Origin of the sequence: Aquiflexum sp., from assembly GCF_041751335.1 — a bacterium.
GTDB lineage: Bacteria > Bacteroidota > Bacteroidia > Cytophagales > Cyclobacteriaceae > Aquiflexum.
The window spans coordinates 1-15719 of sequence record NZ_JBGSXS010000280.1 but is presented as its reverse complement, the minus strand read 5'-3'; the positions used below and the strand labels follow the sequence as shown (position 1 = coordinate 15719).

Annotated in this window: 15 protein-coding genes; 13 read left to right on the top strand and 2 right to left on the bottom strand. The window is 37.2% G+C overall.

The features are described from left to right. From ACEW8U_RS15715 to ACEW8U_RS15705, 3 genes are all read left to right on the top strand, one after another. Window positions 1–1707: fumarate reductase/succinate dehydrogenase flavoprotein subunit (locus ACEW8U_RS15715; protein WP_373523002.1), on the top strand; the 1707-nt coding region annotated here is incomplete at its 5' end. Window positions 1708–1712: 5 nt separating this feature from the next. Continuing rightward, window positions 1713–2447, top strand: coding sequence for a succinate dehydrogenase/fumarate reductase iron-sulfur subunit (locus tag ACEW8U_RS15710; RefSeq protein WP_373523001.1), 735 nt, complete (start codon window positions 1713–1715; stop codon window positions 2445–2447). Window positions 2448–2760: 313 nt separating this feature from the next. Next, window positions 2761–3468, top strand: coding sequence for a hypothetical protein (locus ACEW8U_RS15705; RefSeq protein WP_373523000.1), 708 nt, complete (start codon window positions 2761–2763; stop codon window positions 3466–3468). Window positions 3469–3704: 236 nt separating this feature from the next. On the opposite strand, the gene ACEW8U_RS15700 is transcribed toward ACEW8U_RS15705, so the two are convergent. Both ACEW8U_RS15700 and ACEW8U_RS15695 read right to left on the bottom strand, forming a co-directional pair. Continuing rightward, window positions 3705–5624 (bottom strand): M14 family zinc carboxypeptidase, encoded by a 1920-nt coding sequence (locus ACEW8U_RS15700; RefSeq protein WP_373523003.1) that lies wholly within the window; start codon window positions 5622–5624, stop codon window positions 3705–3707. A gap of 121 nt (window positions 5625–5745) precedes the next feature. Beyond that, the gene (locus tag ACEW8U_RS15695; protein ID WP_373522999.1) at window positions 5746–6249 is read right to left on the bottom strand and encodes a hypothetical protein; all 504 of its coding nucleotides are present in this window, start codon (window positions 6247–6249) and stop codon (window positions 5746–5748) included. 378 nt (window positions 6250–6627) lie between these two features. Here ACEW8U_RS15695 and ACEW8U_RS15690 point away from each other — a divergent pair, with 378 nt between their 5' ends. The 10 genes from ACEW8U_RS15690 (at window position 6628) to ACEW8U_RS15645 (ending at window position 15443) form a co-directional block, all read left to right on the top strand. After that, window positions 6628–7104 carry an Lrp/AsnC ligand binding domain-containing protein gene (locus ACEW8U_RS15690; RefSeq protein WP_194974248.1) on the top strand — a complete coding sequence of 159 codons (477 nt, stop codon included), beginning with the start codon at window positions 6628–6630 and terminating at the stop codon, window positions 7102–7104. Between the two features lie 278 nt (window positions 7105–7382). Then, the gene (sufB, locus tag ACEW8U_RS15685; protein WP_373522998.1) at window positions 7383–8828 is read left to right on the top strand and encodes a Fe-S cluster assembly protein SufB; all 1446 of its coding nucleotides are present in this window, start codon (window positions 7383–7385) and stop codon (window positions 8826–8828) included. Window positions 8829–8856: 28 nt separating this feature from the next. Further along, on the top strand, window positions 8857–9618 hold the full coding sequence (gene sufC, locus ACEW8U_RS15680; RefSeq protein WP_373522997.1) for a Fe-S cluster assembly ATPase SufC: 762 nt from the start codon (window positions 8857–8859) through the stop codon (window positions 9616–9618). 32 nt (window positions 9619–9650) lie between these two features. Further along, window positions 9651–10928, top strand: a complete 1278-nt coding sequence (gene sufD, locus ACEW8U_RS15675) for a Fe-S cluster assembly protein SufD (RefSeq protein WP_373522996.1) — start codon at window positions 9651–9653, stop codon at window positions 10926–10928. Between the two features lie 7 nt (window positions 10929–10935). Beyond that, window positions 10936–12159: a SufS family cysteine desulfurase gene (locus tag ACEW8U_RS15670; protein WP_373522995.1), complete on the top strand. Its 1224-nt coding sequence runs from the start codon at window positions 10936–10938 to the stop codon at window positions 12157–12159. Then, entirely contained in the window at window positions 12156–12587 is a 432-nt protein-coding gene (locus ACEW8U_RS15665; RefSeq protein ID WP_373522994.1) for a SufE family protein, read from the top strand. Before ACEW8U_RS15670 ends, ACEW8U_RS15665 begins: the two co-directional genes overlap by 4 nt. 4 nt (window positions 12588–12591) lie before the next feature. Continuing rightward, window positions 12592–12933, top strand: coding sequence for a DUF59 domain-containing protein (locus tag ACEW8U_RS15660; protein ID WP_373522993.1), 342 nt, complete (start codon window positions 12592–12594; stop codon window positions 12931–12933). A gap of 22 nt (window positions 12934–12955) precedes the next feature. Then, on the top strand, window positions 12956–13375 hold the full coding sequence (locus ACEW8U_RS15655) for a BrxA/BrxB family bacilliredoxin (protein ID WP_373522992.1): 420 nt from the start codon (window positions 12956–12958) through the stop codon (window positions 13373–13375). A 299-nt stretch (window positions 13376–13674) separates the two neighbouring features. Beyond that, window positions 13675–14961: a citrate synthase gene (locus tag ACEW8U_RS15650; protein ID WP_373522991.1), complete on the top strand. Its 1287-nt coding sequence runs from the start codon at window positions 13675–13677 to the stop codon at window positions 14959–14961. A 221-nt stretch (window positions 14962–15182) separates the two neighbouring features. Beyond that, entirely contained in the window at window positions 15183–15443 is a 261-nt protein-coding gene (locus ACEW8U_RS15645; protein ID WP_373522990.1) for an acyl-CoA-binding protein, read from the top strand. Window positions 15444–15719: the final 276 nt, after the last annotated feature.

Below are 15719 nucleotides of genomic sequence, written 5' to 3'. Positions count from 1 at the left end.
CCAAGAAGGGCACACAGTGTAGCTGCCCAGGGCGGTATCAATGCGGCCAAGGATTATAAAAATGACGGAGACAGTATATGGCGGATGTTTTATGATACTGTCAAAGGCGGGGATTTCCGTTCGCGGGAAGCAAATGTTTACCGGATGGCAGAATGTTCCCTGGGTTTAATTGACCAAGCTGTAGCACAGGGTGTCCCTTTTGCACGTGAATATAGCGGCTATCTCAGCAATAGATCATTTGGTGGTGTGCAGGTCAGCAGGACCTTTTATGCCCGTGGACAAACAGGACAGCAATTGCTGCAAGGTGCCTATCAGGCGCTTATAAGGCAATCGGAAGTCGGTCTGTTGACCATCCATACAAGACATGAGATGTTGGACCTTATCCTGGAAGAGGGGAAAGCCAAAGGGATCGTAAGCAGAAATCTTGATACCGGTCAGATCAAAAGCCATATGGCCGATGCCGTGATTTTGGCCACTGGGGGATATGGAAAAATCTATTACCTTTCTACATTGGCAATGAACTGTAATGCGACTGCCATTTGGCGGGCACAAAAAAAAGGGGCATTTTTTGGAGCACCAAGCTGGACCCAGTTTCATCCCACCTCTCTTCCGCAGATGGGTGAATATCAGTCTAAATTGACGCTGATGTCTGAATCCCTAAGAAATGACGGAAGGATTTGGGTTCCTAAAAAACCAATGGAAAACAGAACCCCAGGAGAAATACCCGAAGAAGAGCGGGACTATTATTTGGAGAGAAAATACCCTTCGTTTGGCAATCTTGCTCCAAGGGACATTTCCTCAAGGGCTGCAAAGGAACAGATTGATGCAGGTCATGGAATCGGCCCCCTTAGAAATGCAGTCTATCTGGATTTTAATGATGCAATAAAAAGAGACGGGAAAGATGTCATTGTCAAGAAGTACGGTAACCTTTTTGACATGTATAAAAAAATCACAGGAATGGATGCTTATCAGGAGCCCATGATGATTTCTCCCTCTGCTCATTTTTCCATGGGGGGATTATGGGTCGATTACGAACTGATGAGCAATCTCGAAGGACTTTTTGTGCTTGGAGAAGCCAACTTTGCAGACCATGGGGCAAACAGATTGGGAGCCAATTCACTTCTACAGGCCTGTGTCGATGGGTATTTCATTGCTCCCCATACGGTCATGAATTATCTGGCAGGTGAAAAACCAATCGAAAACCTGACTACTCCAAACGCTGAAAAATCAATCAAAGAAACAAAGCTTCGCCTGACCAGGCTTTTATCGGTTCAAGGTAATACCACAGCAGAAGAATTCCATAAAGCATTGGGAAAAGTACTGTACACCAAATGTGGTCTTTCAAGAAAAAGATCAGAATTATTGGAGGCCAAGAAAGAACTGAAAGCGCTCCAAGAGTCATTTTACAAAGATCTTGTTGTGTCAGGTTCATTAGATGTCATCAATTTCGAACTCGAAAAAGCCGGACGGGTCGAAGATTATCTTGAACTATCCCAATTGATTGTAGAAGATGCCCTTCAGAGAGAGGAATCATGTGGCGCACACTTTCGTGTGGAACATCAAACAGAGGAGGGAGAAGCAAAACGGAATGACGAAGATTTTAAATTTGTATCTGTTTGGGAAAGCACACTAGAAGGTGAATATAGTTTACATAAAGAAATGCTTGAATTTGTATCCATCAAAATCAGTGAAAGGAGCTATAAATGAGTAAAATGAAATTGACATTACATATTTGGAGACAATCCGATACACATACCAAAGGCCGATTTGAAACCTATGTACTTGAAGACCTTGACAGCCACATGTCAGTGCCTGAAATGCTTGATCATTTGAATGATAGATTAATTAAGGAAAGAAAAGATCCGATTGCTTTTGATTCCGACTGTAGGGAAGGGATTTGTGGACAGTGTGGATTTGTCATTAATGGGCATGTACAAAGCCCTGAAGAACATGCCACAACCTGTCAAACTCATTTAAGAAGCTTCAAAGATGGTGATGTTCTTTACCTTGAACCATTCCGTGCCAAAGCATTCCCGATCAAAAAGGATCTTTGTGTAGACCGAAAGGCGCTTGACAGGATAATTGGAAAAGGGGGCTACATAAGTGTCAATACAGGTCAGGCACCTGAGGCCAACGGAATACTTATTAGCCATGACCAAGCCGAAAGAGCCTTTGATGCTGCATCATGCATCGGATGTGGTGCATGTGTTGCAGTATGTAAAAACGCAAGTGCGGCCCTTTTCACCTCCGCTAAAATAAGTCATTTGGTATTGCTTCCGCAAGGGAAACAGGAAGCCAAAAAGAGGGCTGTATCTATGGTAGAACAAATGGATAAAGAAGGGTTTGGTGCTTGTTCTTTTACAGAGGCCTGCGAGGCAGTCTGTCCCCAAAGTATTTCTATTTCTCACATTGTTATGATGAACAGAGAATTTTTTAAAAGTGTCTAACTTAAATGGTTATCCGTTTCTTTGCCATTAAATCAATATTCTACTACTATCAGGACGGAAGACCGATGACCGATGTACCTTGCATTTAGTTTCATGGCGAGAATTATATTGAATTACCATTATACCAGTATCATTGCGGATGTTCATGATAACTTGAAACTGATTAAAATAATAACATGATTTCAATTTCATACATTACAAAAATCTAAAATACTTTTCATAATTTTTGGTTATCAATATTCTAGGTTTCTCATTTGCAAAATTGAGGAACAATTCTTGTATATTGGCAATCCAAATTATTAGATATTAATTTATGTACAGGTTATTAGTTACTTGCCTTTTTTCAATATTGATTATTGGGAATATACACGCACAAAAATCAAGGGATCACATTTCAGGTGGTTTTGGATTGGGAATGATTTATGCTGACAATGCAGGCATATATAAATACATGCAGTTCAAAACTTTGCCTGCCTTTTCTGTGGCTTATTCCAAAGAATTATCCTATAAATTAGATTTAAGGACTACTGTAGGTGGTCAGATACTCAACAGTGGAGAATTCAGGCCTTTAAACACTCCTGTAATTGTTGATTGGGGAAATAATGGTCAAGCTTATTTCTTCAAGGGCAATGCCTTTTTCGTAGATTTGATGCCCATTTTACACCTCAATCCAAATGAATCAGGGCGGGCCGGTGAAGCCGTAAATTATTACATGGGACTTGGTCTTGGTGGAATGTACTCCCAAAGGGCCCAAAGAGTCTTACGTGACGGTTTAATTGAAAACGGCATTTTTGTGGAAGGTTTTGTAGAAAGGTCAAATCAAACTACAGCAACTGCCTATATACCCTTTAAAATCGGTTTCAGCACCAACCTCGAATATGAATGGGACCTTGCTTTTGAGATGAATGTCATGACTGTAATTGGTTCAGAAATAGACGGAAATAATATGACAAACAAGCTGTTCTACCCAGATGTTCTCGTCAATTTCCAAGTGATGCTTAGAAGATATCTAAGAAGGTAAAACCTAAAAGAAAGTATACAATTAACTTTTCTCTATTGACAGTTCAATTGAGCATTTTTTATTTTCCAACTCCAATTTTATGCTTAAAAACAATGCAATTTTGCGGCATAATGGTTACATCAAAAAAACCATAAGCTGAAAATTTTTCTGGTTTATATCCAGATAGATTTTTCAGCTTATGGTTTTAAATTTATTAAATTTTAGTGACACATAGGATTAGACCTAAAACACTTAGTTTATTTCAGAATAATTTCTCTTTCCACATAACCCCCTCTGGTAGAAAGTAATTTTAAAGTGGCCTTTACAGGTTCTTTTTGATTTACTTTAACTCTGAAAATTGCCTCCTTGGATTCACCTGACTCAGTGTATCCTGCATAAATAGTCTTATCGTACAAATCAGGAGATGTAATCTGTACAATGGCATTTTCATGACCTTTGGTTAAATCCTTTTCAAATTCCAGCATCAACCTGTCTTCCCTGACGATTTTTACTCTCTTGGCCTGTTCTAATGCTACTGGGAGATTACCTGAGTTAGTCCAGGTCACTGTCACAATATATTCATCACCAGATTTGGTAACTTTTACATCTTTAATTTCAATTTGGGGAAGATCCAAGGCCATAGCCAAATTAAAGAGTGATTGTTTTTTAATCCAACCTTCCAGTTGCCAAGGCGGTCCGTTCTGTGAAAAGAACTTCGGATGAAATCCCCCTATTTCCACTTCGCCCAATTGAGGATGATCAAATTTCTCCCAAGCTTTAAATCCTCTTGACTGGTTTTCCTCATCATCCCATCGAATTGCATCATAATCGTCATAAGCACCGTCTCCATCATAGTCCTTCATGGCACCATTGTTCCACAATTCATCTCCATACCAAACAGCACCATAATAGAAATATCCAAAATCCGGTCCATGTCCAAACAGCGGGTTTGGCTTAAGTGGATCTCCTGTCAATCTATTAACTTTCCCTCTAGTACTATAGGTCTCATAAACATCTCCTGCCCAAGGATAACCGGTAATAGTCATTCCCAAACTATCATAATATTCATAAATCAGTCTATCCTTTAGGAACATGGATTCTTCACTAGAAGAAGTAGATGGTGGCCTAAGGTGCATTGGAACCCTGGTATCCAATGAATTGACCACAGAAATATTGGGATGTGAAAGTAACCAAAGGACTGTTGACCTTGTCTCAATTTCACTGAGAGGATATTCTCCAGCGCCAAATTGTGTATATCCTCTTCCAGTAGCATCTCCCCTATTGTCAGGTCTCCAGTTTTCCGGGTAGTTTCTATGAAGATCAAGTCCACCAATGCCATCCTCATTGAATTTTCCATCTCCGTCATTATCAATCCCTTCGGAGTACAATAAATAATCTCCTTTTCCTTCAAGGACACGCTTCATCAGTCTACCCTTAGGGTCCTTTGGATCAATAATAAAATTTGCTTTTTCCTTATCATCCTCACTAACAGCTTTTTTTCGCATCATATGGATAACACCATCATCGTTGAGGTCCTCTTCAGGGTCTTCATCATATAATCCATCTCCATCTACATCATAAGGTCTAACAGTGCTCCGATTTCTTTGCTCTGAAAAAAGATACATATTTGTGCCGTCAGGATTGTTCTGAGGACGAATATAAATTGTTTTGGTGTCGATCAATTTGGTGATTTGGGGATCTTTACCGTAGTTTTCTAAGAGGTGATTTGTCAACCAGAAAACGGCTTCACTCGCTGTCACTTCTCCACCATGTCTACCACCTTCAAAATAAGCTGCGGGCTTATCTGTGCTTTTTCCGGTTTTTTTGTTAGAGATGGTCATTTGCAAAATTGGTCTTCCCTCAAATGACTTTGCAACTTCGTACAGTTCAGTAATATCAGGATACTTCTCTGCCCATAGCCTGTACCAATGATACATGACATCAGGAGTATGGTAAATATCAAAAGTCAACTTTTCTTTTGCTTCATACTCCACTTCAGGAAATTGATGTTTCTTGAAAAAAGACTGACCGTGTCTTTCACCCGAAATGGTATAAAATTTGGTTTTTTCATCTTGTTCAGGCCACTTTTTTAGATCTACATAAGATGATTCTTGCGCTAAAGAATTTCCATATGCGAAAAGTGATAACCCTGTCAATAAGAGTAGATATTTCTTCATCATTGTTGTTTGTTGTTCAGGATAAAATTAGGATTTGCCTTTACTCCTTCCTAACCGCTCAAAAAAAAATCCCCAATGAACGGTTCATTGGGGAAAATTATACTAATCAAACTACCTTATTTTAATAACCAATCGTCAATTCAAAATTCATGGCTTCATATTTATCAAAACCAGGTACGGGTATAGCACTTGGCATTTTTCTTAAAACATATCCCACTCTTTCTATCAAACCTTTATCAGCCTCTTCATTTAATACTTTATAACCTGTTAATTTACCTTTGTCGTTAATACTAACCAATACACGTAATTCCTCTATTTCTGCACTCTTTTTGGATCGAAAGATGAAAGATGAGCTTTTATCCAACATTTCCAAGGTTGACTCTGACCATGTCCATGGAGAAAAGTAAAAATAATCAGTTTCCAATTCATCTCCTGAAATAATAGATGAATTTACAGATTCTCCCAAGGGAATGAGTGAAACATTTTCAGGAACTCTGTCATTGGAGGAGTTCATAGTTTTTTTGGAATCTACATCCCATGTAATCATATTGGATGCAATTGATTGTTGCTGCGAGAAAATTACTGTTCCGAAAAATAAAATCAGAACTCCGATTAGTTTGTTCATGGGTTTGTGCATTTAAGTTGTACAAATATACAGATAAAATATTTTCAAATGCAAATTATTGTTGTTCAAATATTTTTGTGGGCACAAAAAAGTCTTGCCATTAGCAAGACCCTTTTTAGAATATAAACCCAAATATAACTTTAGAGATTAAAAGTTTCTAAAATTAAGATGCTGAAAATAATATAAAACTAAGTTTCTCAATTATTTATTTGACAAAAACAATTATTTACCAAATTTTCTATAATTCTCAAACAACGTCACCAAAGTAAATGCATTTTGGTCATTTTTACAAATTGAAAAATTTATTTTGGTATTTTTTAAGTATTTCATAATTTACCTGCCAAATAATTAACATAGCCTCAAATTAACCCAAAAAAAATGGACAAAATTTTAGATATTGATAATGTCGATCTCAAGATCATTTCATTATTAAATGATGATGCAAAAACTCCCTATACCGAAATCGCCAAAAAAGTCTATGTATCCTCAGGAACAGTACACGTTCGGATGAGAAAACTCGAGGATATGGGTATTGTAAAAAGTGCAACGCTTAATATTGATTTCTCAAAATTAGGCTATGATATTTCGGCATTTTTGGGAATCTATTTGGAGAAAAGTTCTCTTTACGACACCGTTATTGACAGATTAAAGGAGATTTCAGAGGTCATCAATGCCTACTATACTACTGGGAATTACAGCATTTTTGCAAAAATTATCTGTAAAGACACCAATCACCTCCGAACCGTATTGGATAAAATCCAAAAAGTTGAAGGAATTGATAGAACCGAAACATTGATAGTTCTTGAAGAAAGCATCAATAGGCCCATTCAGTTTTTCGACAAAAAGATTGACTAATGTCAGTGAATTTTGAATAATAAGTTAAAAATAACGTAATTTAGATTAAATCTAATTTAATTTATTTTAAAGTTAATCCAAGATTAAATATAATTATAATATTAAGGTCAAAATTTAAAAACTTGACCTTTTATTTTTTTATATCATTGATTATAAGTCATATAACTCAATTTTTTTTAAGATTTCATAGAAATTTGAAATGACCCTGAACATAATAATTTGGTTTAATGTTGTATCTTCGCACAGCAAACTATAATTAGTCTAAATAACTCAACCTCATGAGCAAAGACAATCAAATTTTAGAAGAATTTACATCTAGAGAATATGAACATGGCTGGTCGGTGGATCTGGAAGCAGATGAAGCTCCTGCCGGATTGAATGAAGGTATTATCAGATGGATTTCTTCAAAAAAAGAAGAACCTGAATGGTTATTAGAATGGAGGCTTAAGGCTTTTAGGAATTGGTTGACCATGATCGAACCTGAATGGGCAAACGTACATTATCCAAAAATCGACCTTCAATCTTTGAAGTATTACTCCGCACCAAAGCAAAAGAATAAACCAAAAAATCTTGACGAGATAGATCCTGAATTACTTCAGATTTATGAAAGATTAGGAATTTCTTTGAATGAGCAGAAGAGATTACAGGGAATAGCGGTTGATGCAGTCTTAGACTCCGTATCAGTGGGTACTACTTTTAAAGTAACGCTTTCTAAGTTGGGGATCATTTTTTGTTCATTCAGCGAAGCAGTAAAAGAACACCCCGAATTAGTTAAAAAATATTTGGGTTCTGTTGTACCAATCAACGACAATTATTATGCTGCGCTTAATTCTGCGGTTTTTTCTGACGGATCATTCTGTTACATACCGAGTGGGGTAAGATGTCCTATGGAATTATCTACCTACTTTAGAATTAATGCTGCCAACACAGGTCAATTTGAAAGAACTTTGATTATTGCTGAAGAAGGCTCTTATGTATCCTATTTAGAAGGATGTACTGCTCCACAAAGAGACGAAAATCAATTGCATGCCGCTGTAGTGGAAATCTACGCTGCCAAAAATGCTGAGGTTAAATATTCCACAGTACAAAATTGGTTCCCTGGCGATAAAGAAGGTAAAGGCGGGATTTTTAATTTTGTTACAAAACGAGGAATCTGTGCCGGTGACTATTCTAAAATATCATGGACCCAAGTGGAAACAGGGTCTGCTGTTACTTGGAAATACCCTTCGTGCATATTAAAGGGAGATCATTCAGTTGGAGAATTTTATTCAGTAGCTGTAACCAACAATTATCAACAAGCAGATACCGGCACCAAAATGATCCACATTGGTAAAAATACCCGCTCAAGAATTGTATCGAAGGGAATCTCAGCTGGGCATTCACAGAATTCATACAGGGGTCAAGTGCAAGTAATGAAGCGGGCAACCAATTCCCGCAATTTCTCTCAATGTGACTCCTTATTAATGGGAGGCAAATGTGGTGCGCACACTTTTCCATATATAGATATCCAAAACTCAACTGCCCAAGTGGAACATGAAGCAACAACTTCAAAAATAGGCGAAGATCAGCTTTTCTATTGTAACCAAAGAGGTATTTCAACTGAAGATGCTGTAGCATTGATAGTCAATGGATATGCTAAGGAGGTACTCAACCAATTGCCAATGGAGTTTGCTGTTGAAGCTCAGAAGCTATTAGCACTGACCTTGGAAGGATCAGTTGGTTAAAATTGAAAATTTTAAAATAATCATCGAAATGTTAATTATAAAAAACCTACATGCCTCAATAGAGGGAACTCCTATTTTAAGAGGGATCAATTTAGAAGTAAAAGCCGGTGAGGTGCATGCCATCATGGGGCCAAATGGTTCTGGAAAATCAACCTTAGCATCAGTATTGGCCGGAAGGGAAGAATTTGAAGTGACAGAAGGTGAAGTTTTATTCAAAGGAAAGAATCTTTTAGAATTGGCACCTGAGGAAAGAGCAAGGGAAGGCGTATTTTTGGCATTTCAATACCCTGTAGAGATCCCTGGGGTTAGCACAACCAATTTTCTTAGAACAGCTGTTAATCAAGTAAGGGATTACAGAGGTTTGGAACCTTTGGATGCTGTTAAATTTCTTTCTGTTATGAAAGAAAAAATGAAATTGGTAGAAATTGATCAGAAGTTAATGAGCCGTTCATTGAATGAAGGTTTTTCCGGTGGTGAAAAAAAGAGAAACGAAATCTTTCAAATGGCGATGTTGGAACCAACACTATCCATTTTGGATGAAACTGATTCAGGTTTGGACATTGATGCGCTTAGGATTGTGTCTAATGGTGTCAATCAACTTAAGTCCGCTGAAACCGCTACAATTGTGGTAACCCATTATCAAAGGTTACTTGACTATATAGTTCCCGATTTTGTTCATGTACTTTTCAATGGAAGAATAGTCAAATCCGGTACCAAAGACCTAGCGCTTGAGTTAGAAGAAAAAGGATATGATTGGATCAAAGAGGAAGTGAATGCAACTTCTGTTTAAACATTTTTCCAAATCTCTATCTTGAATAATCCATGACTACCTTAGCCAAAAACAAAATTACAGAGCTGTTTCTGAATCAAGCCCCTTCTTTTGAAAATTTTCCCCAATTAAGGGAAAAAGGGCGGTTTCTAATTATTGAAAATGGTTTGCCTGCCTTGAAAGAGGAGGAATATAAATTTACTCCAATCAGTAAAAAGCTTGAACAGTCTATTAGCAATTTCTCACCTTCAAAAAAATCTACCCTCGATCAAAATATGGTTCAATCCCATCTTTTTGAAGGATTTGAAGGTGACCTGTTAGTCTTTAACAACGGGAATTATGACAGTTCTCTTTCATATGTTAATCAATCAGGACTTGAGGTATTATCACTGACTGATTCAGCACCAGAATTACTGGGTAAAATTGCGATAACTGAAAAGGACCCTTTTGTCAGCCTAAATGATTTTTATTTTGAAGATGGTATCTTCTTAAAAGTGAAGAAAAATCAGAAAATTGATAAACCTGTATTTTTTCTTTTCTTCAATGAAGCGAATGTAGGACAAGTCATTAGTCCTAGAATTCTAATTGAAGTTGAGGAAAATGCAGAAATTTCCTTTTTGGAAAATACAATTTCACTCGATGATTCTGCTTACTTCAGTAATGCAGTTACTGAAATTAAAGGGGGCCCGAATTCCCACATTCAATACAATCGACTTCAATCCGAAAACAAAAAGTCCATAATTGTTAATAATCTCGAAACTGATATCCATAGGGACGCCACCTTTACTTCTGTAGTGATATCATTATCTGGAGATATGGTCAGAAATAACCTCAGTCTGAACCTCAAGGATTCTGGCTGTGAAGGCAATATGTATGGTCTGTACTTGTTGAATGGAAAAACACACGTGGACAACCACACAAATGTCGACCATACAAAACCCCACTCTGAATCCAACGAACTATACAAGGGGATATTGGCAGACAGCTCAAGAGGAGTATTTAATGGAAAAATATTTGTCCGACAGGATGCACAAAAAACAAATGCCTTTCAACAAAACAACAATATTCTTCTTTCTGATGACGCTACGGTCAACACTAAACCACAATTGGAGATCTGGGCAGATGATGTGAAATGTTCCCATGGTTGCACCACAGGTCAATTAGATGAGGAAGCACTATTCTATCTACGTTCAAGGGGTTTGGGAAAAGATCAGGCAAAAGGAATGTTATTATATGCATTTGCCGGTGAAGTCTTGGAACATGTTTCAGATGATAGTTTCAAAAAGTATCTGACAAGTATTGTTCAGGAAAGATTAGGTAGTAATTTTTAATCGAAATATGCCTGTAAACTCAGAAAAAATAAGAAGTATATTCCCGGTCCTTCACCAAAAGGTTAATGGAAAGCCTTTGATCTATTTGGATAATGCCGCAACAACTCAAAAACCAAAGTCAGTACTCGATGCATTGACTGACTATTACAAACACGACAATTCAAATATACATAGAGGTGCCCATACATTGGCAGACCGGGCGACAAGGTATTATGAAAAAACACGTACCGTCTTAAAAGAATTTTTAAATGCCAAAGAAGAGGAGGAAATAATTTTCACTAAGGGAACCACAGAGAGTATCAATTTGGTGGCTGCCACATATGGAAGAAAATTTATTACTAAAGGAGATGAAATCCTTATCTCTACTATGGAACACCATTCCAATATTGTTCCTTGGCAAATGCTTTGTGAAGAAAAAGAAGCTATATTAAAGATTATTCCCATCAATGATTCCGGAGAAATTCTAATGGATGATTTTGATAGTTTGTTGAATGAAAAGACTAAACTTGTCAGTATAGTTCATGTATCCAATGCCTTGGGGACCATCAACCCTGTCAGGGAAATCATAAAAAAAGCACACCATTTTGGGGCAAAAGTCCTTTTGGATGGTGCCCAATCCACAAGTCATCTTGATGTAAATGTACAGGAACTCGATTGTGATTTTCTAGCTTTCTCCGCTCATAAGTTATACGGGCCCACAGGATTAGGGGTGCTTTACGGTAAAAGAAAGATTCTCGAATCCATGCCCCCTTATCAGGGAGGTGGTGAAATGATAAAAGAAGTGACCTTTGCAAAAACTACATACAACGATATACCTTTTAAATTTGAGGCAGGAACACCCAATATCGCAGATGTGATTGCTTTTCAAAAGGCTTTAGAATTTATCAATGAACTTGGTAAATCCAAAATTAAAACACATGAGGATAATCTACTAAGTTATGCCACGAGCCTTCTAGGAGAAATTAAAGGTTTTATTCCAGTAGGTACAGCAAAGGAAAAAGTCAGTGTGCTATCCTTCAATATTAATGGTATGCATCCTTTTGATGTGGGAATGATGCTAGATGCCAATGGAATCGCAGTGCGTACCGGACATCATTGTACTCAACCTTTAATGCAAAGATTCGGAATCGAGGGAACCGTAAGAGCCTCATTTTCTGTTTATAATACCGAATCAGAAATAGATTATTTGGCCTCAGCAGTGGCGAAAATTGCAAAAATTAAAAATAAATGAGTAGCATTCAGGAAATACAAAAAGAGATCATCGACGAATTTGACATCTTGGGAGACGATAAGGAATCGACTATCTATTACATTATGGAACTAGGAGCATTGCTACCTGAGTTTCCTGAATCAGAAAGAATAGAAGAAAACATCATCAAAGGCTGCCAATCCAAGGTTTGGCTTACTACCCAAGAAGACGACGACAAAATAATTTTCTTGGCAGATTCAAATACTGATATCACCAAAGGATTGATCAGTCTATTAATCAGGGTCTTATCAGGAAGAAACCCACAGGAAATTCTTCATGCACAGCTTGATTTTATAGATAAAATCGGAATGGGAAATATCATCGGATCCCAAAGATCCAATGGATTGGCTGCCATGATAAAACAAATGAAACTGTATGCATTAGCATATCAGACCAAACAAAATATCTGAATATATGACAGGTTCTACCTCAGAAAATATTGAAATTCCAACTCAGGAACTCAAAGATAAAGTAATCAACGCCATCAAACAGGTCTATGATCCGGAGATACCTGTGGATGTTTATGAATTGGGTCTGATTTATGAAATCAGTGTCTATCCAGTCAATAATGTCTATGTAATGATGACTTTGACTTCTCCAAACTGTCCTTCGGCAGAGTTTATTCCTTCAGAAATAAAGGACAAAATCCAACAGGTCCAAGGAATCAATCATGTAGAATTGGAGCTTACTTTTGATCCCCCTTATTCTCAGGATATGATGTCTGAGGCTGCTAAATTAGAATTAGGTTTTCTTTAAGAATAATTAAAAATAGAAAAATATGTATCCAGAGGAACTGATTGCACCTATGCGTGCAGAATTGACAAATGTAGGATTTCAGGAATTTAGAACTTCTGAAGAAGTCGATAATCATTTGAAAGACCACAAAGGCACCACATTGATAGTTATCAACTCAGTCTGTGGTTGTGCAGCAGGAGCTGCAAGGCCCGGTATAAGATATGCATTGGATCAAAGTGCTAATAAACCGGACGTTCTGGCTACCGTTTTTGCCGGAAATGATGCTGATGCGGTAGCAAAAGTAAGGCAGCACCATCTACCCTATCCCCCTTCTTCTCCAGCTATGGCTTTGTTCAAAGATGGTGAATTAGTTCACTTTATCGAAAGACATCATATTGAAGGTCGAAATGCCAAAATGATCGGAGACCACCTAATTGAGGTATTTGAACATTTCTGTAAATAAAAATAGCCCTTCGGGGCTTTTTTTCTGCTAAAAAAATATAGCATTGATATTTGATCCTTTCCAAAGAATATTCGGAAGGACTTGCAATTCCTTTCAAATAGCAGGGATTTTAAAGAATTGTCTGTCCATTTATTATCCCAAAAAGTTTTTTCACATATCCTTTTTTTGTCCACTCATACACTGTAATTTGGTTTATTGATATAATAAAACATAAAAAAAACACCTTATTTCATTAACTTAAGCACTTTAATAGTAGTTAAGTAAATCAAACAATAAACTAATAAATAAATAATATACTTATGTCTGAAATTGCTAAGTTATCATATGGTGGAAAAGATTTTGAACTCCCCATTGTAGAAGGTACTGAAAACGAAAAAGCTATCGATATAGCTAAACTTAGGGGTCAGTCCGGACTAATTACCATAGACCCAGGATACAAAAACACTGGCTCAACCACGAGCGCTATTACTTTTTTAGATGGGGAACTAGGCATCCTCAGGTACAGAGGTTATAGAATTGAGGACTTAGCAGAAAAATCCACTTTCCTTGAAGTAGCATATTTGTTGATATATGGGGAATTGCCTTCACAATCAGAGTATGAAAGATTCACCAGGGAAATCACCACGCATACTTTGGTTCATGAAGATATAAAGAAAATCTTGGACGGTTTTCCATCCAATTCCCATCCTATGGGTGTTCTTTCTTCTTTGATCTGTTCTTTGACGGCTTTTTATCCAGAGTCTTTGGATCCAAACAGAAATGAAAGTGAAGTGAATCTTAGCATAGTCAGGTTATTGGCCAAAATGCCAACTTTCGCTGCATGGGCATACAAAAACGAAGTAGGTCACCCAGTTAATTATCCGGATAACAGTCTAGATTATTGCTCCAATTTCTTGAAAATGATGTTTGCTCTTCCAGCAGAAAGGTATGACGCTGATCCGGTTGTGGCCAAAGCACTCGATCAATTATTGATTTTGCATGCCGATCATGAGCAAAATTGCTCTACTTCAACTGTCAGGATTGTAGGTTCATCACAAGCGAGTATCTTCGCGTCAATTTCCGCTGGAATTAATGCCCTATGGGGACCTTTACATGGCGGTGCAAACCAAGCTGTTATTGAAATGCTAGAATCCATCAAAAGAGACGGTGGGGATACCAAAAAATTCTTAAACAAAGCCAAAGACAAAGATGATACTTTTAGGTTGATGGGCTTTGGACACAGAGTTTATAAAAATTTTGACCCTAGAGCAAAAATTATCAAAAAGGCAGCAGATGATGTTCTGGCAAAATTAGGGGTGAATGATCCGGTTTTGGACATAGCCAAAGAACTTGAATATGCGGCACTGAATGACCAATATTTTGTAGATAGAAAACTTTATCCTAATGTGGATTTCTACTCTGGTATTATTTATAGAGCTTTAGGAATCCCAACTGACATGTTCACCGTTCTTTTTGCCATGGGAAGACTTCCCGGATGGATTGCTCAATGGAAAGAAATGAGACAAAATGGCGAACCAATTGGAAGACCACGTCAAATTTATACCGGAGCCAATGAAAGGGATTATGTCTCTATGAATAGGAGGTGATTTATATAAATATTTATAGTGAGCTCTGATTTCAATGTAAAACATTGGATTCAGAGCTTTTTTTATGAAAAATCGTCAGATGTCGGATGACCGATGTTAGGGGTCTTTGTTTCTAGAATCTAATGTCTTGTGTCTCACGTCTCACATCTCATCTCTCGCATCTCGGCTCTAAAATCTTTTTCACTACATTTGGAAACTGAAAATGGAAAAATAGTTTACCTATGAAAGCGAATACCTTAGAAGAGGCTGTAGCCCTAACCAAAAAATTCACCAGCAAACCGTCCAATGAAGAATTGTTGAAACTTTATGGATTATACAAACAAGCTACAGAAGGTGAAAACCAAGAAGAAAGACCCGGAGGATTTGACTTTGTGGCAGCTGCAAAATATAATTCCTGGTTGTCCTTTAAAGGAAAAAGTAAATCAGATGCTTCGGCAGATTATATAGATTTGGTCAATTCAATTTCAGAGAAATATCTCTGATTACCCCTTGAAATCTGGGTAAATCAGAATTATTTTTCAATATTCATCGATTATTATATAACTTATTCTAAAAACATTAGAAACATGGTTTGTTTTCAGAATTATTTATCTTACCTTTGCATCCGAATAAATAATTAACATTTTTCATACCGTGGGTTTCCTTACTGTCGCTTGATTTAGGGTACTTCTAGGAGATCATGGTTTGAAGAAGTAAGGAAACATCATGGAAAAAGAATTAACATTCTCAGACCTTGGGATTTCAGCGGAAATCTTAAG